The sequence below is a fragment of the Streptomyces sp. NPDC015144 genome, from assembly GCF_043079735.1.
Classification (GTDB): domain Bacteria; phylum Actinomycetota; class Actinomycetes; order Streptomycetales; family Streptomycetaceae; genus Streptomyces.
Genome location: NZ_JBIBUU010000019.1, coordinates 30,694 through 50,520 on the forward strand (window position 1 = coordinate 30,694; position 19,827 = coordinate 50,520).

General features: G+C 71.1%; 20 protein-coding genes. 8 read left to right on the plus strand and 12 right to left on the minus strand.

Annotated elements, in window-relative coordinates:
- The first annotated feature begins 195 nt into the window (after positions 1-195).
- The 4 genes from ACF08W_RS27380 to ACF08W_RS27395 all read left to right on the plus strand — a co-directional run bounded on the left by ACF08W_RS27380 (position 196) and on the right by ACF08W_RS27395 (position 3,864).
- Complete coding sequence (locus ACF08W_RS27380) at positions 196-993, plus strand: S1 family peptidase (RefSeq protein WP_392280914.1); 798 nt, start codon at positions 196-198, stop codon at positions 991-993.
- A 322-nt stretch (positions 994-1,315) separates the two neighbouring features.
- On the plus strand, positions 1,316-2,275 hold the full coding sequence (locus ACF08W_RS27385) for a helix-turn-helix domain-containing protein (RefSeq protein WP_392280832.1): 960 nt from the start codon (positions 1,316-1,318) through the stop codon (positions 2,273-2,275).
- 243 nt (positions 2,276-2,518) lie between these two features.
- A complete protein-coding gene (locus ACF08W_RS27390; RefSeq protein ID WP_392280833.1) occupies positions 2,519-2,947 on the plus strand; it encodes an SRPBCC family protein in 429 nt (142 codons plus the stop codon).
- A gap of 224 nt (positions 2,948-3,171) precedes the next feature.
- Positions 3,172-3,864 (plus strand): hypothetical protein, encoded by a 693-nt coding sequence (locus ACF08W_RS27395; protein WP_392280834.1) that lies wholly within the window; start codon positions 3,172-3,174, stop codon positions 3,862-3,864.
- A 12-nt stretch (positions 3,865-3,876) separates the two neighbouring features.
- Here the strand turns inward: ACF08W_RS27395 and ACF08W_RS27400 are convergent, their stop codons facing one another.
- From ACF08W_RS27400 to ACF08W_RS27430, 7 genes are all read right to left on the minus strand, one after another.
- Positions 3,877-4,875 carry an ArsR/SmtB family transcription factor gene (locus ACF08W_RS27400; protein ID WP_385214628.1) on the minus strand — a complete coding sequence of 333 codons (999 nt, stop codon included), beginning with the start codon at positions 4,873-4,875 and terminating at the stop codon, positions 3,877-3,879.
- A gap of 202 nt (positions 4,876-5,077) precedes the next feature.
- Positions 5,078-5,200 (minus strand): hypothetical protein, encoded by a 123-nt coding sequence (locus tag ACF08W_RS27405; protein ID WP_392280835.1) that lies wholly within the window; start codon positions 5,198-5,200, stop codon positions 5,078-5,080.
- A complete protein-coding gene (locus tag ACF08W_RS27410) occupies positions 5,197-5,874 on the minus strand; it encodes an ABC transporter ATP-binding protein (RefSeq protein ID WP_392280836.1) in 678 nt (225 codons plus the stop codon). The genes ACF08W_RS27405 and ACF08W_RS27410 overlap by 4 nt, the downstream gene beginning before the upstream one ends.
- A complete protein-coding gene (locus ACF08W_RS27415) occupies positions 5,871-7,985 on the minus strand; it encodes a hypothetical protein (RefSeq protein WP_392280837.1) in 2,115 nt (704 codons plus the stop codon). Before ACF08W_RS27415 ends, ACF08W_RS27410 begins: the two co-directional genes overlap by 4 nt.
- A gap of 108 nt (positions 7,986-8,093) precedes the next feature.
- Positions 8,094-8,381, minus strand: a complete 288-nt coding sequence (locus ACF08W_RS27420; protein WP_392280838.1) for a lactococcin 972 family bacteriocin — start codon at positions 8,379-8,381, stop codon at positions 8,094-8,096.
- Positions 8,382-8,557: 176 nt separating this feature from the next.
- Positions 8,558-11,539, minus strand: a complete 2,982-nt coding sequence (locus ACF08W_RS27425; protein ID WP_392280839.1) for a hypothetical protein — start codon at positions 11,537-11,539, stop codon at positions 8,558-8,560.
- A gap of 284 nt (positions 11,540-11,823) precedes the next feature.
- Positions 11,824-12,939, minus strand: coding sequence for a methyltransferase domain-containing protein (locus ACF08W_RS27430; protein WP_392280840.1), 1,116 nt, complete (start codon positions 12,937-12,939; stop codon positions 11,824-11,826).
- A gap of 60 nt (positions 12,940-12,999) precedes the next feature.
- Here ACF08W_RS27430 and ACF08W_RS27435 point away from each other — a divergent pair, with 60 nt between their 5' ends.
- The 3 genes from ACF08W_RS27435 to ACF08W_RS27445 all read left to right on the plus strand — a co-directional run bounded on the left by ACF08W_RS27435 (position 13,000) and on the right by ACF08W_RS27445 (position 14,699).
- Positions 13,000-13,656: an HAD family hydrolase gene (locus ACF08W_RS27435; RefSeq protein ID WP_392280841.1), complete on the plus strand. Its 657-nt coding sequence runs from the start codon at positions 13,000-13,002 to the stop codon at positions 13,654-13,656.
- A gap of 59 nt (positions 13,657-13,715) precedes the next feature.
- The gene (locus ACF08W_RS27440; RefSeq protein ID WP_352278616.1) at positions 13,716-14,078 is read left to right on the plus strand and encodes a hypothetical protein; all 363 of its coding nucleotides are present in this window, start codon (positions 13,716-13,718) and stop codon (positions 14,076-14,078) included.
- 183 nt (positions 14,079-14,261) lie between these two features.
- Positions 14,262-14,699: a MarR family transcriptional regulator gene (locus tag ACF08W_RS27445; protein WP_352278614.1), complete on the plus strand. Its 438-nt coding sequence runs from the start codon at positions 14,262-14,264 to the stop codon at positions 14,697-14,699.
- Positions 14,700-14,765: 66 nt separating this feature from the next.
- On the opposite strand, the gene ACF08W_RS27450 is transcribed toward ACF08W_RS27445, so the two are convergent.
- Complete coding sequence (locus tag ACF08W_RS27450; RefSeq protein ID WP_392280842.1) at positions 14,766-15,500, minus strand: flavin reductase family protein; 735 nt, start codon at positions 15,498-15,500, stop codon at positions 14,766-14,768.
- 293 nt (positions 15,501-15,793) lie between these two features.
- On the minus strand, positions 15,794-16,639 hold the full coding sequence (locus ACF08W_RS27455; RefSeq protein ID WP_385214645.1) for an LLM class F420-dependent oxidoreductase: 846 nt from the start codon (positions 16,637-16,639) through the stop codon (positions 15,794-15,796).
- Positions 16,640-16,787: 148 nt separating this feature from the next.
- Between ACF08W_RS27455 and ACF08W_RS27460 the strand changes: the two genes are divergently transcribed.
- Positions 16,788-17,345: a DinB family protein gene (locus ACF08W_RS27460; protein ID WP_392280843.1), complete on the plus strand. Its 558-nt coding sequence runs from the start codon at positions 16,788-16,790 to the stop codon at positions 17,343-17,345.
- A gap of 75 nt (positions 17,346-17,420) precedes the next feature.
- Here ACF08W_RS27460 and ACF08W_RS27465 read toward each other — a convergent pair whose 3' ends face one another.
- The 3 genes from ACF08W_RS27465 to ACF08W_RS27475 form a co-directional block, all read right to left on the minus strand.
- Entirely contained in the window at positions 17,421-17,954 is a 534-nt protein-coding gene (locus tag ACF08W_RS27465) for a DUF1062 domain-containing protein (RefSeq protein WP_392280915.1), read from the minus strand.
- A 177-nt stretch (positions 17,955-18,131) separates the two neighbouring features.
- The gene (locus ACF08W_RS27470) at positions 18,132-19,064 is read right to left on the minus strand and encodes a DMT family transporter (RefSeq protein WP_392280916.1); all 933 of its coding nucleotides are present in this window, start codon (positions 19,062-19,064) and stop codon (positions 18,132-18,134) included.
- An 83-nt stretch (positions 19,065-19,147) separates the two neighbouring features.
- On the minus strand, positions 19,148-19,813 hold the full coding sequence (locus ACF08W_RS27475; RefSeq protein ID WP_392280844.1) for a TetR/AcrR family transcriptional regulator: 666 nt from the start codon (positions 19,811-19,813) through the stop codon (positions 19,148-19,150).
- Positions 19,814-19,827: the final 14 nt, after the last annotated feature.

Genomic DNA, 19,827 nt, shown 5'->3' on the forward strand with positions numbered 1-19,827 from the left:
CCGGGGCCGGAACGCCGAGGCTGAATACGCAAGGATCCACCGAGCAAGAAGGAACCCTCCGTGTTCAGCCTCTCCGCGTTCCGCTCCCCCTCACCCGACCCTGCCGCGTCCCCCTCCGCCGCGTCCCGCCCCTCCCCGGCCGGGACCCGTTCCCGTCGCCCCCGCCACCGCGCCGTCCGGGCCGCAGCTGTCGGACTGCTCGCCGCCACGGTCGGCGCGACCGCCCTGGCGGGCAACGCCTCGGCGATCGTCAACGGGTCCGATTCGAGCGAGAGCTACCCGTTCATGGCGACCATCCCCATGTCGGCCCCCACCCAGGGCCTGGAGGACGGCAACTGCGGGGCGTCGCTCATCGACCGGCAGTGGGTGCTGACGGCGGCCCACTGCGTGCGGGGCGACGGGCTCGAACTGGAAGGCATCGTGCGCGTCGGCAGCGCGGACCGGAAGTCCGGCGGCACCGTACGCGGGATCGACCGGACCTTCGTCCACCCCGGTTACGTGAACGGCAATAACGCGTTCGCCAACAAGGACGACGTCGCCCTCGTACGCCTGGACCGCCCCGTGACCCAGCGGCCCATCCGGATCGCCGGACAGCCCGGGAAGCCCGGCACCCCGACCAGGCTGCTCGGTTTCGGCACCACCGTCGACACCGAGTTCGCCTTCCCCGACCGGCTCCAGGAACTGGACACCCGCAGGGGCGCGGAGTCCGAATGCGCCCCCGGTTACGCGGACCGCACCCGGCTCTGCACCATCACCACCAAGCCCGGCTCCATGGCCTGCTTCGGGGACTCCGGCGGCCCGCAGATCACCAGGGGCCGCAACGGGCGCTGGGAGTTGATCGGCGTCACCTCGGGCCCCGGCGCCCCGGGCGTGCCCTGCTCGCAGGGGCCCGGCCTCTACAGCAGCGCCCCCGCCTACACGGACTGGATCCACCACACCATGAAGACCAACCGCCCCACGCCCGGAAAGCCGGTCCACACGTCGGCCCGTTAACCGGATCGTGGATCGCCGGGTCGCGGCGAACCGGGGCCCGGTCAACCGGGTCTCGGTAAGCCGGGACCCGGCGTTCCACGACGTAAAAAGCTTTTAAGGCCTTTGTCTTGAGGACGTGGAAAAAAACCCAACCCACCCGTCTGTAACCTGCGGGCCCCTACGTCACCCACTTGGGTGACTTTGGCCAACTGAGCTGGATATTGGTGCGGCTTGCGGGCATATGCTCACGCCAACACCACCCCACAGCACATACGTCGGCCCCCGACCGGGACTCCACTCCCAACCGAGGGCCTGACCACCAAGGAAGAAGAGAGCTTCCCCAATGGGTACCCAGCAGGCTAGCGCGCCCGCGCGCCCCGTGTCCGCCGTACGCGGCGTCGAACACGTCAACACCCGTCACACCAGCCGGTTCACCGTCATCGGCAACCACCTCGCCCAGCACCGCGAACTGACCCTGCTGGCGATCGGACTCGCCACCCACATCCAGTCGCTCCCCGACGGCGCCCGCATCACCATCAAGCACCTCGCCGAACGCTTCCCCGAAGGCGAAACCCGCATCGCCAAGGCGTTACGCGAACTCGAAACCCACGGCTACCTCAGCCGCGAAACCGAGCACCTCGCCAACGGCCAGATCGTCACCCGCACCCGCTCCTACAACCAGCCCCAGGCAACCGCGTCCCGAGCAGACGCCTCCCGGGCAACCTCCTCCCGGGCAAAGGAAGCGGAGACCGGTCACCGACGCCCGGACCCCCGTCCCGCACGTCACCAACCGGCCACCGCCCCAGTCCCTGTGTCCGCACCTGCGCCGGTGCCTGTGCCGGTGCCTGCGCCGGTTCCTGTGCCTGCGCCTGCGCCTGCGCCTATGCCTTCACCTGCGGCCAAGGCGGCCCCCGTAGCCCGGCTCCCCCACCCCCGCGAGCCTCACCCCCACGAGCCCCACCCCAAGTACACGCTCGCCGCCACCTCCCTCCTCTCCGACCTCCACCGCCACGCCCCCGAGATCACCCTCACCGGGAACGACGTCGCGCTCCTCGCGCCCCTCGCCGCCACCTGGTTTGAGCGCGACACCACCCCCAGCGCCCTCCGCCACGCCCTCACCAACGATCTCCCGCGCCCGCTCAAGCACCCCGTCAAACTCCTCCGCTACCGCCTCACGACCTACCTCCCCTCGCCGCCCCGGGCCGTCGTACTCACCGACCCCCTCCAGAACTGCGACATCTGCGACCGCGCCTACCGGGCCCCCGTTCCCGGCCACTGCCCCGCCTGCGACCGGCTCGGCTAGACGGGCGTGCCGTTGAACTCCTTTCCGAATCAGCCGAGTTGACCTCTTTACCGCGCCGCTCCCTTGGAGTCTGCGAGGTACCGGGATCGGGGCGCGCGTCCTTTTGCCTCCGGCCAAAGCGTGCGGCCGGACGGCCGTGTCGCGGAGGGCGTCCGCGCAGTTAGCCAGGAAGCCCCCGCCGGGCACCCCTTCCTCATGGCGCCCAACTCGCCCCGCATGCAACCGGATCAAGGAGAAAAGACCATGGCCTCGACGTCCATCACCCGCACGGTCCCCGCCTCGCCCGCCAAGGTGTGGGACCTCGTCGGCGGCTTCCACGGCCTGCCCGAGTGGCTTCCGTACGTCCCGCAGAGCACGATGCTCGAAGGCGGGCGGGTCCGCCGGCTGGAGGACCCGTCGAACCCGGAGAGCATCGTCATCGTCGAGCGGCTGGTGAGCTTCAACGACGCCGAGCGCTCGCTGAGTTACGTCATCGTCGAGTCCCCGTTCCCCGTCGACGACTACATCGCGACTCTCCGGGTCCACGCGGTGCCCGGCCAGGAGGACATGGCCGAGGTCCAGTGGTCCGGGCGCTTCAACCCGCTCAACGCCACCGACGAAGAGGCGGTCGACGTGTTCGAGAAGATCTACAGCGACGGCCTCGAAGCCCTCCATCAGGTCCTCTCCGCCTGACCGCCACAGCCCGCCCGCGCGACGCTCCCGGCCGGGACACGCCTCTCCGGGAGCACCGTTCCACCGTTCCTGACCTGGGGATTCACGAAATCCGACGGCCTTTCATGGAACCGATCCAGTGAGACAGAACACGGACAATCGCGCGATCGTTTGAGGATCGACCCAGCCCTAATGTCTTCGGTGTCAGCAGGAAACACCCTCACCCGAAGCCACTGGAGATCACGATGCGCTCGCGTCTCGCCGCCCGTTCCGCCCGCCTCCTCCTGGCCGCCACGGCCGTGACGGCCCTCGCCGTCACCACGACCGCCTGCGACCCCGAGGACAACGCGGAGGCCATCGGGGCCGGGGCCTCCGCCGGGGCTTCGGCCGGGGCTTCGGCCGGAGCGTCCGCCGGGGCCTCCGCCGGTTCCTCGGCCGACAAGGGCGCGAGCAACGGCTCCGGCGACAAGGGCGGCACCAGCGGCAGCGGCAGCGGCAACGGCACCGGCTCCGGTGACAAGAGCGGTTACGGACAGTCCTGCGGCACCAACGACCTGGACCTCACGGTCACCTGGGAAGCCCAGCCCATCAGCCACTACCGCCTCACCGCCAAGGCCAAGCCCGGGATCACCTGCTACCTGGACGTGAACACCCCGAGCGTCTCCTTCGGCTCCAAGGCCGAGGGCGTCGCCTCCCCGGTCGGGCAGGGCGGCGAGGACCCGATCAAGCTCTCGGGCCCGGCCGTCGCGTACGCCGGTATCAACCCCAAGACCACCGACGGCGAAAACGGCGTGCAGTTCGACCACGTCATCGTCGCCACCACCGAGGACGACCCCAACCCGGCCGACCTCGAACTCCCCGACATGGCCACCGTCGACAAGCCGGTCGTCACCAACTGGTCCACCAAGGTCAACGAGACCATCCCGCGCGTCGCCTGAATCCCGGGGCGGTCAGCAGCCCTGGAGGAGGCGGCGGCCCAGCGGAGTCGCCGTATGGCGGACGCGCTTGCCGTCGCGGCGGCTGGTCACCAGACCGCCCTCCCGCAGCACGGCGAGCTGCTGGCTGACGCTGGGCAGGGAGAGACCGGTCGCCTCGGCCAGTTCGGAGGTGGAGGCGGACGGGCGTACGGCGGCCTCGTACAGGAGCGAAGCGCGGGCCGGGCCCAGCAGCCGCCCCAGCGAGGCGGACGTGGACACGGGCGCGTCGGCCGTACGGTCGATCGGGTAGATGAGCACGGGCATCATCCCGTCGTCCACCAGCGTGATCGGATCGCGCCAGCAGAAGTACGACGGGATCAGGAGCAGTCCCCGGCCCCCGAGGTGGAGATCGCGGTCGACCGGATAGCGCGCGGTCAGCACCGGCGGCTCCCAGACGGCCATCGGCCGCAGCCCCGCCAGCAGCGCGCGCGTCCCGCCGTGGGCCAGGGAGCGGGTGCGTCGGGCGGTGTCGGCGGCTATCTCGGCATCCATCCGGTTCCAGGCGGGCTCGATGAACTCCCGGTGGTAGGTGTGGAACTGGTTCCCCAGCACGGCCAGGGCACCGGTATCGCCCCGGGCCAGCTCCGTACCCGCCCACGGGCTTCCGCTGCTCGCCGCCAGCAGGGACAGCTCATGGCGGAGTTGGCGTTTCGGGGTCGAGAGCACCCGATCGACACCGGAGCGCAGACCGTAGGCGCCGAGATCGTCGGAGTCCTCCTCGACGGGCGGGGTGAGGAAGTCCGGGAAGTAGGCGGCGCGCGGCATCAGGCTGCGTAAGACGGCGGCCGCCTCGCGGGCCGGGCCGCCCCGGCGCAGCAGCTCGCGCGCCGTCCGGCGCCATTCGCCGAAGGCGAGCGTGCCTTCGCGGTGCTGGAGGCAGCAGATGCTGCAGAGGATCTCCCAGAGCGGATCCGGTCGACGCGCGATGCGCACGTTCTCCAGGTCTCCGCTGGTGAAGTGGATACGCAGCATGGGTTCCCCCCGAGGTCGCCATCGCTTGGCAAAAGTCGATAAACAAGCCTGGCATTCACCGCACGGCGGACAAGTCGGCGCGACGGGAGCGGGCACGGAGTGCCCGAAGGGGCAACGGAAACCGCCCCCGGAGGGCAGTCCCCGGGGGCGGTCGGTGTATCAGCGGGTCCGTCCCGCGCGTCGTTGCGTTACGCCGGGGGCCTCAGAAGACTCTCTCTGCGACGCGTCCGACGATCGTCAGCGCATGAGTGCCGTAGACGAGCAGGACAACGATGACGGCCAGCGCGACGACGGCGGCGACGGACCAGGTCAGGCGGGACTTCATGAAGCGCTGATCTCCTTGACGGGTACGGGGGAGGTTGATGTTCCTACACGAAGGACGCTGTCGCACAGGTCCCTGACCGTGGGGTCATGGGTGGCGATCACCACCGCACAGCCACTGTCGGCCAGGCTGCGCAGGGTGTCGATGACCATGTGGGTGTTGTCGAGGTCGAGCGCGCCGGTGGGCTCGTCCGCCAGAACGAGTGCGGGCTGTTTGACGATGAGACGGGCGAGTGCGACACGCTGTTGTTCGCCACCCGAGAGGCGGTGGACGATGTCCCCTTCGCGGCCGGCGAGACCGACCCGTTCCAGAGCCTCGGCCGGGGTGGGCGCGGGCTGTTTCCGGCCCCGGGCGCGGCCGGGCCGGACGGCGATGTCGAGGTTGTCGGCGATGGTCGCATTGTCGATCAGGGCATAGTTCTGGAAGAGATAGCCAAGGGTGTCGCGACGGTAGATACGGGTCCTTCGAGCGCCGAGCCCGACGAGCGCCCGCCCGTTGTGACTGATCGTGCCCGAGGTGGGAGTGTCCAGGAGCCCGAGGCAATTGAGCAGAGTCGACTTGCCGGATCCGCTGGGTCCGGTCAGCGCGAGCATCCGCCCGGCCTCGACGGAGAAGGTCAGATCCTGCCAGAGCACTCGGGTACCGAAGGACTTGGACAACCCGGCGATGTCAATCACGCTTCGGTGGATCCTTCCTTGATGATGCGGCGGTGGAAGTAGGCCAGGACCGTCAGCGTGGCACTGATCTCGACCACGATCAGGCCGACGATGACGATCAGGTCCAGGCCGGTGACCGTGGCCGCGGCCCGGGGGGCCGGGATGCCGAGCGCCTGGTACCGGGCGAGGTCCTGATTGCTTCGCCAGACCTGGAACGGGGTCCAGGAGGCGAGCAGCAGGATGATCGCGGCTTCGGCCGCCAGCAGCACGCGATGGGTCCCGGCGAAGGTCCAGCCGTGGATGTGCCGGGCGAAGATCTGTTGTGCGTTCTTGCGGGTGTGGACGATGACCACGCCGACGCCCGTGGTGATCAGGACCGCGAGCGCGATGAAGAGATTGAAGACCTGGAGACGGAAGTCAGCAGTGATCTCACGGATCGCCTGGGCCGCGTCGCTCGCTACGGGGCTGACCGCGATGACCTCGCTGTGCAGCTCGTGGGTGGCGATGCCGGCGGTGATGTCATCGGGGTCCGGGAAGATGATGCTCCGCTGGGAGGCGTAGGCGGTGTAGCCCTTGTCGCTGATGTAGTCGGCTCCGTTGGGGACGACGACGATCACGGGGTCGGTGAGGGACGATTCGTCCGCGCGCTGGTCCTGCCCGGGCCGGAAACTGCCTCGCGCGTTGTAGGTGAAGACCTTCTGGCCGTCCGCGGCAGGGAGGATGGTGATCATCCCGGGCGTGATCCGGTCCGGGTCGGGCGGGCTGACCAGGCCCGGCACCATCGCCTTGAACTGGTCGGTATGGGAGGCGAGACGCTGGGGGACCAGCAGCAGGATCTGCTCCGGGCCGACCGTGTCGCCCGGGTTCTGCGCGAGGTCGCGTGATGCGTAGCGACGGCCGCCCGGCCCCCGGATCACCTCGTGTTCCAGGAAAGTCCGGTTGACGATCATCAGTCCGTCCGCCGGAATGTTCTGCCCGTCCCTGGATCTCCGGATGTCCTTCCGGCCCGCCAGGACGAGTTCGCCGTCGGCGTCGGCCGCACGCAACCAGGGACCGACCTTCGCTTCGAGTTCCCGGAGAGCGTCGGGGGCTCCCAAGTAGCCGTTGAACCGTACGGTGGACGCCTGCCCGGCCTGCTCGTACTTCGCGAAGGCGTCCTTCCGCCGGGTAAGATCCTGCCCGGCCTGAAGGACCGAGGCGGCGATTCCCAGAGCGAGAAGCAGGGCGGGAACGCGCACGAGGTAGGTGGCAACGGCCGTGGAACGGGCGGGGATCTCCCCCTTCAGCGCGGCCAGGGTGCTGGTCCGGGCGGTCAGGGCGAGCATTCCCGCGTGGGTGGCGAGGGTGAGTGCGGTGAAAGCTCCGGCTGTCGCCATCGCGAGAAGGACGAACAGCCCGAACCATGCCAGGTCGTTGTACCAGGCCAGCAGGGCTGCCGCCACCACTGCCAGAGCCGCGACGAGGACGCCCCAGAAGCGGGCGAGCCGCAGCAGATCACGCGTGAGAATCCCGGGCAGCGACATTCCCTGAAGGCGCAGCACACCGTACGACTTGGCGTTGAGCAGCACGCCCGCACCGGTCAGGGTGACACAGACCAGGGCGATGACCACCAGGGACCGGGCCAGCGCACCGCCGCCGTATGCGAAGGAGATCTGCTCGACGGAGGCGGGCCGGACATGCCTGGCGGTGAGACCGTTTTCCTCCAGGAGCGCGACGAAGGGCTCGACCGTGCCGGAGTCACCGAAGAGGTAGTAGAGGCCCCGAGGATCTCGGTTCGAAAGATCGGACAGGGGGTGCGTGGTGGTGGTCTGGCCGGGGCTGAATGCCGGGTAACCGCTGTCGAGCCAGTCGGCCCGGGGACCGCTCGCGGTCAGGTAGAGGTGCCGGCTCCGGTCCGGGCGCTTCAGATCGGGTTCCTGACGGCCCACGGTGACACCACGGTCACGGGCGAAGGCTTCCAGCGCTTCACTGACGGCGCGACTCGTACTGGTGTCACGGGAGTTGTCGACCTGGATGACCGCGTCGTACCCCAGGGTCCACTGGTCTTCGAAACCTCTCAGGAAGAGGAAGGAGAACAGGGCGGAGAACGCGAGGATGACGGCGTGCGCGAACGTGACGCCACGATGCAGCATGCGTGTGTCCTACCGGGAGAGATCGACCGACCAGGCGGCTGGGAGAGCACACCCCCCGAGGAGCGCAAGGCGGCGCCTCGGGGGGTGCTGCGCACACTGCCCGTGAAATCAGCAGGTGGTCTTGTAATAGCTTTCGTTGCCCGACAGAGCGACCTCGGCCTGCGTGAGGGACCAGCCGCCCGCGGCCTCCTCATCGCTGTCTATGTACTTGCCGACCGAGGTCGAGCCGTGGCACTTGGAGCCGTGGTAGTAGTCGGACCAGACGATGGCGGTGCCCGCACCGTAGTCCCAGGTGCCACCGCCGATGCTCACCACGGTTGCCAGCGCGGGAGTGGCCGCGGCCACCACCAGCGCCGTGGACACTGCCGCCACCTTGGCTACGCGCTTGAAGTTCATCCTCAACCCAACTCCTCATGTAGGAAAGCATGTTGCAGGGCCGAACGATCTTGAACGTCGAGAATCATGGCAGCGCGCCACAGCAAAGGGAAAGCAATCTCCGAGCCATGCGGTGGCCAAAAATGAATATTCGCTTGGCATATCACCGTCGAACGGCCCTGGAGGACGAGGGATGGTCAGCGGGCGACCGCCTTGGTGGCCGCGCTGGTGGCCGTTCCGTTGGCGTGGCCGGTGCGGCGGGCGGTCACCTTGACCGTGATCTTCTTGCCGCGCTGGGCCGACTTGAGGGTCAGCGAGGACTTGGTGGCCTTGGAGATCGCCTTGCCGTTGGCGTACCACTGGTAGGTGTACGACGTCGGGGCGGGCGTCCAGGTGCCGTGGACGGCCTTGAGGACGCGGCCGACCTTCGCGGTGCCCGAGATCGTGGGCTTCTTGGTGGCCTTGGGCGCGCTGCCGGTGGCGACCTTCACGCCGACCGTGTTGGCCTGGCCGTCCCCGAAACCGTTGAGGCGGGCGGTGACCGTGAGGCTGAGCCGCTTGCCGAGCAGGGAGGCCGGGACGGTGTAGCCGGCGGAGGTGGCGCCGGAGATCGCCTTGCCGTCCGCCTTCCACTGGTAGGCGACGGAGCTGGGGGTCCAGTTCCAGGTGCCGCTCGTGGCCGTGAGCTTGGCGCCCACCTTCACCGTGCCCTTGACCTCCGGGCAGACCACGCAGCCGAGGGGGTAGCCCTTGGCGGCGGTGAGCGTCGCCGAGGAGGCGGTGGCGTCCGGCGCGGTCTCCCGGTGGGCGGTGACGGTGACGCCGACCTTCTTCCCCATCAGGGAGGCAGGGATGGTGAACACGGACCGGGTGGCCCCGCTGATCGGCTTCCCGTCGCCGTACCACTGGTACGAGTACGACGTCGGCTTCGGCGACCACGTGCCGGTCGTCGCGGTGAGGTACTCGCCGACGCGGGCCTCCCCGCTGAGGGTGGGCGGGGCCGTGCTGGTGAGCGGGGCCGAGGTGACGGTGAAGGAGAGCTTGCCGTACTCGCCGTTCCCCCGGCCGAGGAGGATCGCCGACCAGGCGCCCTCGGGCGCGCCGGTCAGGTCCACCTCGGCGGTGAGGGTGCGGCGGTCGGGCGAGACGGCGAGGGTGGTGCCGGTGATCTCGCGGTCGCCGTTGCGCAGGAGGAGACGGGACTGCTCGTGCAGGGCGGAGCCGGTGACCGTGACGGTGGTCTTCCCCCCGGCGGGCGCGGTGTTCGGGGACACCTTCGTGAGGGTGACCCGCTCGCCGCCGCAGAGCCCGGAGCAGACCGCCTCGGCCTTGTACGAGGTCGTCGACGCCTTCTCCGGCAGGGAGAGGACGAGGATGCTCGGGGTGAGCTCACGGGAGTAGCTCTCGATCACCCGGCACTCGTAGCTCTTGGTGAGGGTGGAGTACGAGCAGCCGTTGTCAAGGCTGGGGTCGTGGAGTGCGGGCACGGCCGTCTCGGTGGCGCCGGTCGTGTCGCTGATCTCCATCGGGAAGCGGTCGCTGTACACGGTGGGCAGCGCGGCGCACACGGTGGCGTGCTGCTCGTCCAGGGTGCCGGTGATCGGGCCGTACCCGTACGCGATGCTCTTCACCTGGTCGCACTCGGCGGCCGGGCCGTCCGCGCCGGCGATGCGGATCGCGTCGAAGCGGTAGGTGTCGGCGGCCTTCTTCGCGGCCGGGACGTGGACGACGGCCTGGTAGTGCGTGGAACCGGTGACGGCGCACGCCCGGTCGCCCGTGCAGCGGGGGCCGCTGCTGACGGCGCCGCTGCCCTGGCCCTGGTCGCCGAAGAGCGCGACGGTGGCGGTGCCCTGGGCGTCGCGGGCGTCGATGTGGAGGACGTCCTCGGTGTCGCCGGTGGTGACCTGGCGGCAGCGCAGCTCGCCGGGGGCGCCGAGGGTGCCCTCGGTGGAGGCGCCGCCGGGCCTGGTCGCCGGGTTCGCGGTGCAGCCCTTGGCGGTGGCGGTGACGTCCCGGCGGGTCACGACGTACTCGGAGGCGGCGTCGCGGCCGATGACGAGGACGGTGTGGGCGACGCCGGGGGTGAGGGCGCAGGAGATCCAGGTGGAGGTGGTCGGGGTGTAGGTCCGGCAGCTCTCCTTGCCCTGGGTGTCCACGACGAGGAGGTGGGCGAGGGAGCCGGTGCCGGGGGCGGCCTGGAGCTGGACGACCTCCATGACGCTGTGGTCGGAGGCCGGGATGGTCAGGCAGTCCACTACGGAGCCGTTGCCGGTGGTGGCGCGGGCGGAGGGCGAGGCGGCGGTAAAGTCGCCGGCCGGGAGGACCTGGCAGTCGGCCGCCGCGTCGGTGCGGTGCAGCGAGAGGGCGTACGGGCCGGTCGGCTTCGCGGTGCCGTCGTTGACGGTCAGCACCCGGAAGGGGGCCTTGCCGGTGAGCACGCAGGTGCCGCTGCCGGGGTTGGCCGGGTAGGGGCAGGCGTCCTCGCCGGCCGCGTCGACGACCGTCACGGCCGGGTGCGGGGCGCCGGAGCTCGTGGGCTCCACGGCGGCGATCTGCGCACCGGCGGGCAGCGGGAGGGACAGGCAGTCCGTCTCACCGGCGGCGGTGAACTCGCCCTTGTACAGGCCGAGTCCGACCGGTTCACAGCCGGTGGTGGCGGAGCGGTCGATGATCAGGCTCGCGGACTCGGTGCGGACGGTGTACTCGCCTGCGGCCGGGAGCGTGCAGCTGATCCAGTACTCGCAGACGGCCGCACCGGTCGCGTCCTCGACGCGGAGCGGGGTGCGGTAGCCGTCGTCGCGGATGGCGTACGCGTCGTAGAGCCCGGCGGCCGGGGCGGTGAAGGTGCGGCAACCGCTTGCCGGGTCGGCGGCGGTGGGGGCCGAGTTGTACCCGTTGAGTGGGGGGTGGGCGCAATCGGTTCCGGCGGCGGCGTTCCGCGTGGTGGCGGATTCCTGGCCTGTGGCGGCGGGTTCCTGGCTGGTGGTGCCAGTTACCTGGCTGGTGGTGGCTGTTTCCTGGCCGGTGGCGGCCGATTCCTGGCTGGTCGCGGCTTCCTGGCCGGTGGCCGTGGTGGCGGCGGTGGCGGCGGTGGCGGCGGCGGCGGGCAGGAGCAGCGAGAGCAGTACAGAGAGTGCGAGCAGCGGCGCGGTACGGGCGGCACGCCGCCCGGATCTCACGCGGGTGCGCGTGCGCGTACGTGGGCGAGTGAGCAAGTCCGTTCCCCCCGGAGCGGTGACACACCGGCGACTTCCAGCCTGGTGTGAATAATTCATAAAGACGAGCGCACATGATGATCGCACAGGTGTTGCGGCTGGTCACCGGGGTATCGGCGCCGTCCTTCGCGTACCGGGGTCTCCGGGGGCGCTCAGCGCTCCCCAGCTCTTCAGACCTTTCAGGCCACGGTCGGTCCTGTGCTCGGGCCGCGATCGGTCCCGGGCTCGGGCCGCGATCGGGCCTCGGCTCAGGCCACGATCAGGCGCAGGCCGAGCTCCGCCGCGTCGAGGGCGACGAGGTCGCGGTTGCGCTCCGCCCACCGGCCCGACCCGAGATCCTCGCGGAGCCGGTCCACCGCGCGCGCCTCCGCCTCGGCCCCGACCCTGGTCCACACCGAGACCGCGCGGCGCACCTCCTCCTCCAGGTATGCCTCGGGACGGCGCCAGTGGGCCTCGAAGAACCCGTCGGCGCAGTCCCACGGGACGAGCACCGGCTCCGCACGGCCCCCGACCGCTCGGGTCAGATCGGCCAGCGAGGGCCAGTCGTCGAGCAGACCGGCGAACTCGGGGAGATAGTCGCGGGTGAGCCAGAACCGGTCGCGCCAGCCGGGCGGGCCGGCGTCGTACGTGAACACCACCACCCGGCGGGCCACCCGGCGCATCTCGCGCAGCCCGGCGATCGGGTCGTCCCAGTGGTGCACGGTGCTGAAGGCCATCGCCGCGTCGAAGGACTGGTCCTCGAACGGCAGGCTCTCCGCCGTGGCCGCCACGCACCGCGCCGCGCCCCGGGGGCGCTGGGCCCGCATCACCGCCGACGGCTCCACCGCCGTCACCTCCCGGTCCGGCGGCTCGTAGGAGCCGGTGCCCGCGCCCACGTTCAGCACCGTGCGCGCGTCGCCGAGCGCCTCCCAGACCCGGGCGGCGATGCGCGGCTCGGTGCGGCGGGTCGCCGGATAGTCGGCGCCGATGGTCTCGTACAGCCGTGCCCCGAACATCTTGAGCTGGTCCTCCGACGTCGTCCTGATCCCCATGGCCCGTCCCCTCAGCTCCGTGTCGATGGCGGCGACCGCGGCGGAGGCCCGGTCGCGCTGCTCCAGCAGCAGGCCGCGCAGCCGGTGCAGGCGGGCGCCCGTGTCGGTGGCCGGGTCGTCGACGAGATCGGCGATCTCGCGCAGCCCGAAGCCCAGCCGCCGGTAGCCGAGCACCTCCCGCAGCCGCTCCACGTCGTCGGGCGAGTAGGCCCGGTAACCGGCCGCCGTCCGCGCCGAGGCCCTGACGAGACCGATCCCGTCGTAGTGATGCAGCGTGCGGACGCTCACTCCGGCCAGCTCGGCCACGCGTCCCACGGTCAGGTGCTCCGCCATGCCGTCCACCCTGGTGTCTGACGCCGCGTGAGGGTCAAGCGCGGGGCCTATCCTGGCCGCATGATCGCTCCTCCCGCTCCCGAACTCGTCATATTCGACTGCGACGGTGTGCTCGTCGACAGCGAACGCCTCGCCGTCCGCGTCGAGGTCCAGGTGGGGGCCGAGCTGGGCTGGCCGCTGACGGCGCGGGAGGTGCTGGAGAAGTTCGTCGGCCGGTCCGAGAAATCGATCGGCGAGCTGGTCGAGGCCCGCCTGCCGGGCAGGTCCGCCGACTGGCAGCAGCGCTACCAGGAACTCCACCGCGCCGCCGTCGACGCCGAGCTCGTGGCGGTGGACGGCATCCACGAGGCGCTGGCCGGGATCACGCTCCCCACCTGCGTCGCGTCGAGCGGCAGCCACGAGAAGATGCGCCACACCCTCGGCCGTACGGGGCTCCACGACCACTTCGAGGGCCGGATCTACTCCGCCACCGAGGTCGCCCACGGCAAACCGGCCCCCGACCTCTTCCTCCACGCGGCCGCGCGGATGGGCGTCTCTCCGGCCGCGTGCGTCGTCGTCGAGGACAGCAAGTACGGCGTGCAGGCCGCCCGTTCGGCGGGAATGCGGTCCTTCGGCTACGCGGGAGGCCTGACCCCGGCACACTGGCTGGAAGGGCCGGACACCATCGTCTTCGACGACATGCGCAAGCTTCCGCAGCTGGTCGCCGGGGTGCGCTGAGCGACGCAAGCACCGCGAGGGCCGCGATGCCGTCCGCGACGGGAAGAGGGGAATTCCACGTGCGACCGACCAGCCGATTCACCGCATGGGTCACGACCCTGGCCACCACTGCGGGAGCCGCCGTCGCCCTCGCGGGGAGCCCGGCCTCCGCCGCCGACGGCGGAGGATTCTGGGCGCCGACCTGCGAGTACGGGCGGGCCTGCATCAAGCTCTCGCAAGGCCGCTCCGGACCGGGCGGTCCGTACTGGAACGTGAACGGCTGCGGCTACCACCAGGTCCGGGACCGCTACGCCGGCGCCACCGCGCACGGCAACGCCTTCCAGGTCGTCTACCTGGACGGCCGGTGGGACGAGGTGCGGCCCTGGACCAGCCGCGGCCTGGACGAGAACAACCTCGTCACCGTCGTCAACGTGATCTGCTGAACCGACCGCACCCGCCTCCCGCTCCGCCCGCGTCAACGTGACGCCTCACCGCGCGACTTCGGCCGACAGGCCGAAACCGGCCCGTCGCCGAATGCGGGTCGGCGCCCATACACCCCGCGCTTATACCAAATCCCTTATATCCATTCCACAGTTGATGTGGTCGGGAATTGCTAGGCTGCACGGATGGATATGCCGCCGGATGCCCGGCTCGGACTGGACATCAAACGGGCCGAGCAGGCGCTGACAGCCGCCAAGGGAAACGCCGTACGCGGGGCCGACCTGACGGTCGCGCAGTACGCCACGCTCCTCGCCCTCTCCCGGTACCCGGGCATGTCCGCCGCCGCGCTGGCCCGCGTCTGCATGGTCACGCCGCAGGCCATGACGGCGATGCTCAAGACCTTGCAGACGCGGGGCCTGATCGGGCGGACGGCGCACCCCTGGCACCAGAGGGTCCTGGAGACCAGGCTGACCGAGCCCGGCCAACGTGCCCTCGCCGCCGCCGACAAGGAGGCGGTCCGCATCGAACGCCGTATCGCGGACGAGTTCACCGCCGAGGAGCGGGAAACCCTCCGCACCCTGCTGGCCCGCTGCGTCCAGGCGATCGAGCGCGACGACGACTGAGCGCGCCCACGCGGCGCAACAGCCCCACGCGGCAGGAACGGCCCCACGCGGCGGGAACAGCCTCGCCTACGGCTTCCGAGCCGGTACGAAGAAGGGGGCCCGTCGTCCGGTCAGTACCTGTCCGCCAATGTCGTCCGGGCCGGGGTCGAGTATCCGCCGACCCTCGCGCGGGGTCTCGGAGATGCCACTGTGACCGATCTCCGGGCCGAGACCGAAGTAGTGACGGAAGTTGTAGATGAGCGGGCTCCACGCGGCGGGGTCGATGTGCTGGGTCCCCGGAACCACCAGGCGCTCATCGGCGTGCACCTTCGCCACCCGGGCCTCGACGATCAGGAACTCCCCTGCGGCGTCGGGGGCGACCCGGACGGCCCGCGCCTCCAACTGGATCGGGCACTCCGCCACCCGGGGCGGGCGCACCCTCTGCGAGGGCTGTGCCCGGAAGCCGGTCGCCGAGAACTTGTCCGGCTCGTACCGCGCCGCCCGGTTCCCGGGCCCGGTCTCCGGAGGCCGTCCCGTCAGACCGCCCAACCGCTCGACGGCCGCCCACTGACCGGGCTCCGGCAGGCTGATGACCAGCTCCGGCCGCTCCGCCAGGTTCGCCCCGGTCCACCCCTCCCGCGAAAGCCCCAGCACGACCACCTGCCCGAGGGCCCACGCGGACGAGATCGGAGCGAGGTTGAAGGTGCCGTCGGGATTCTCGGTGGTCAGCAGCACGACGGGCGTGCCGAAGTAGAGGATGCTCGGAGTGATGGCCAGATGGCTGCCTGAGGCTGTGACCTGGTGCTGTGGTGCGGTTCGCATGCGCCGACCGTAGGACCCGGACGCTTCGGCCGACGCCGAACAATCCGCCCGCGCGGGGACGACACGTCGATGACGCCACCTGACTCAAGAGCCGGAGTACCACCCCCGCATGTGCGGGGACGACCGCGCAGGATTCCCCGGGCTGGTACTCGGGGCACGGACCACCCCCGCACGCGCGGGGACGACACTTGTTGAGCTGGGGCTTCGCTGAGCGAGGTGGCTGTTTTCATTCATTTGGTTCTGGTGGGCCAACGCCTCGGCTCACCCTGAGCGTTCCCGGCGGCAGCGGCACGTCAGAGGAACTTCGCGTACGCGTCCAGCGTGCGCAGGACTTCCGGTTCGGTGGCTGAGGGGAGTTGGAGGACCACCTCTTCGATGCCCAGGTCCGCGTAGTGGGAGAGTTTGCCGGGGGTCGGGAGAACGGCGTACGGGACGACCTGGAGGTGGTTCGGGTCGCGGTTGGCGGCGGTCCAGGCGGTGCGGAGTTTCGGGAGGGATTCGGCCAGGCCCGCGCCGCCGATCGGGAGCCAGCCGTCGGTGTGTTCCGCGATGTGCGCGAAGAGCTTCGGGCCCGCCGCGCCGCCGATCAGGGTGCGGGGGCCGGTCACCGGGCCGCGTGGGCGTTGGGTCGGCTTCGGGTGGGCGTGGCTGGCCCGTACGGACCCGAACTCGCCTGCGTACGCGGTGGGTTCGTCCGCCCACAGGGCCTGCATCAGGGCGAGGCGGTCGCGGACCAGGGCACGGCGGGCCGGCCAGTCGACGCCGTGGTCGGCGGCCTCCTCGACGTTCCAGCCGTAGCCCACGCCCAGGGTGAAGCGGCCGCCGGAGAGGTGGTCGAGGGTGGCGATCTGCTTGGCCAGATCGATCGGGTCGTGCTGGGCGACGAGGGTGATGCCGGTGCCCAGCGTGAGGCGTTCGGTGACGGCGGCGGCCTGGGCCAGTGCGACGAAGGGGTCCAGGGTGCGGCCGTATTCGGGCGGGAGTTCGCCGCCCATCGGGTACGGGGTGTCCCGGCTCACCGGGATGTGGGTGTGCTCGGGCAGGTAGAGGCCGTCGAAGCCGCGCTGTTCGAGCTCGCGGGCGAGCCGCAGCGGGGTGATCGTCCGGTCGGTGAGGAAGATGGTCGTGCCGATCCGCATATGAGGACACCTCCGTCGTGAGCAGATGCTCCAGTGGGCCGGTGGGGCGGTGGGTACCGGCGCTCCGGAGACCCTGTGGCCCCAACGTATGCCGTGCGGTGCGGAAAAGGGGCGGATGTCGGCAGGGTGGCTGTGGAAGGGTCGCCGGATGGATTCTTCGCGAGTCGGCGTACTGCGTGGACAGTTCGACCTGACCTGGGCACTCTTCGAGTACCACCTGGAGCGGCTGCACCCCGACGATGTCCTGTGGGAGCCTGCCGCGCACTGCTGGACCGTGCGCCGCCAGGACGACGGACGGTGGGTGGCGGACTGGGCGGACACTGAGCCCGAGCCCGTGCCCGTTCCGACGATCGGCTGGCTGAGCTGGCACATCGGCTGGTGGTGGGAGGCCGCGGTCGCGCATGCGCGGGGCCGGCGGCCGCGCGAGCGGGAGGACGTGACGTGGCCCGGTGACGCCGCCGGTGCCGTCGCGTGGCTGCGGACGCTGCGTGGTAGCTGGCTCGGCGTACTGGACGAGCTGACGGAGGCCGACTTCGACGCCACCGCCCCATTCCCCTGGCCGGAGGACGCGGGGCGCACGGTCGCTGACATGGTGGCGTGGGTGAACGCCGAGCTGATGAAGAACGTGGCCGAGATCGGACAGCTCCGACTCCTGCGCGCCGCCACCACCACCCCCACGGGCGCCACGGGCGCCACGGAGCAGTAGCGGCGGTGCCTGGTCCCGTGCGCCGCCACCGTCCGAGGTGGTGGTGGCGGCGCACGGGCCCGTACGGGGATCCGCTCAGCGCTTCAGCGTGAAGGTGAAGTCGCCAGAGACCTTGCCGGTCAGGCGGATCGCCGCGACGAGCCCGCCCGACTCGATCAGCCGTTCCGCCTCCGCGCGGGCCAGTCCGCAGCCCTCGGCGATCAGCCGGAACGGCCGGACCGGTATCCGCGCCGCGAACCGGACCGACACGTCGATGACCTCGCGGTCCGTGTCGACCGGTCCGCCGGTGTCCAGCCGCCAGGCTCCGGCCCAGTCGAGGGCGACACGGTTACGGCGCAAAAGGGCTGGTTCCTCCAGTAGTCGGGCTGCCAGGGAGGGGTCGTTGCCGTGCATCCGGTCCAGCAGCTCGGGCCGTACGGAGCGCACGTTCGTCCGTTCCAGGACCGTGAGCTTCGTGGTCTCCCCGCAGGTGGTGCAGAGCGCGAGGAGCCAGGCGTCGATGAGCTTGTGGTGGGCGTTGATCCGGAACTTGCCGTGCGTCCGGAAGAGTTCGGCCGCGCAGACATGGCAGCGGCGGCGGACGAGCGGCAGGCGGGTGGGGGTGACCACCCAGGTTTCGAGCGTGCTTTCGAGCACAGGTATACACCGGTTCCAGTGTGAGAAATCCGCAGCAAAAAGGAGCGCGGCGCAGAAGCGCGACGCGCGACAGATCAGCTCTCGGGAGGTCTCACACGGTGTACAACGGAACGCCCTTTGCCTGGACAACTGCGGTCGGCAGCAGGGTACTTACGGGCGTGGCGCAGCTCCATCGAATTCCGGTGCGGCAACGGGGGCCCGCACCCGGGACCGCGTCCGCCGGGGCGTCGGGGTGGTCAGTACGGCGAGGCAGGCGAGGACGAGGGCGACGCCCGCCCAGCCGAGGGCGGGCAGCTCCTCCCCCACGACCAGCACGGCGAGCACCGCTGCCACGGCGGGCTCCAGCAGGGACAGGGTCGTCGCGGCGCTGACCGGGATACGGGCGAGGCCGAAGCCGAAGAGGACGTAGCCGGTGAACATCGGGACGAGGGCCATGTAGAGCCCGACGCCCGCGTTGGTCCAGGAGGCGACCAAGGGGGCTCCGGTGACCGCCAGGACCGGGAGCAGCATCAGCCCGCCGAGCCCGAACACCGCCCCCATCGCCGCCCGCGCGGGGACGTCCCGGGTGATCAGGCGGTGCGCGGCCCAGGCGTATCCGGCGTACGTGACGCCCGCGACCAGCCCGAGGCCCACGCCCAGGACGGTGCGTCCGGCGGAGGCGGTGCCGGTGGCCCCGCCGCCGGTGGCCTCGGCGGCGCAGAGCAGGGCCGTTCCGGCCAGGCCGAGGGCGGCGCCCGCCAGCCAGCGCCGGGACAGTCGGCGGCCGTCGGCCAGCCGCTCGATCAGCGCCGAGGCGGGTGGGGCCGAGCCGATGGAGACCACCGTGCCGACCGCGACCCCGGCCAGGTGCATCGAGGTGTAGAACGCCAGCGGGTACAGGGCCACGCCCGCGCCGCCGACGAGGACGGTCGGCCACCGCGCCGCCAGCCGGTGCCGGGACCGTACGATGCGGCGCCCCGCCACCGCGGCCTGGAGCAGTCCGCCCAGGCCCATCGCGGCGGCCCCGATCGCCAGCGGGCCCACGCCGGGCGCGAAGGTGGCCGCGGTGCCGGTGGTGCCCCAGAGGACGGAGGCCAGCAGCACGGCGAGCGCCCCGGCCCCGGCACCCGTACCTCTCGCAGCCGCCGCACCGCCGGTCACAGGGCTGCCGGTCACAGGGTCGCCGGTCACAGGGCTGCCACCAGGGACGATGCCAGTTCCCTGGCGTGCCGGACGCGGGTGGAGTCGCCCTCCAGGCCCGCGCGCACCACGGCGCCCTCCAGTAGGAACGCCAGGTGTTCCGCCAGGCCCGCGGCCCGCTCCTCCTGACCGGGCAGCAGCTCCCGCAGGTGGGCGGCGAGCAGGGACTCCACCTCTTCCTTGTGTGCGCGGACGACGGCGCGGCCCGGGTGTCCGGCGGGCAGTTCGGCGGCGGCGTTGAGCAGTCCGCAGCCCCGGAAGCCGTGCTCGTAGGCCAGCTCGGCGTGGTCGGCGTACGCGTCGAAGACCGCCAGCACGGCCGCGGCCGGACCGGGGGCGGCCGCGGTCAACCGGTGCTCGTAGAGGCCGAGCCACTCCTCGTGCCGGGCCATGAGGTAGGCGCGGACGAGGTCGGCCTTGGAGTCGAAGTTGTTGTACAGGCTCATCTTCGCGACCCCGGCCTCGGCGGTGATCGTGTCGATCCCCGTCGCCGTCACCCCGTCCGCGTAGAAGCGGCGCGCGGCGGCGTCGAGGATCCGGCCGCGCGCCGCCCCGCGCCGCCGCTTCACCGGCCGCTGGTCGCCCGTCGTCGACTCACCCGTCGTCGGCCCGCCCGCCACATTCACCGCGTCCGTCCCACTCGCCACGCCCATGCCGACCACCTCCA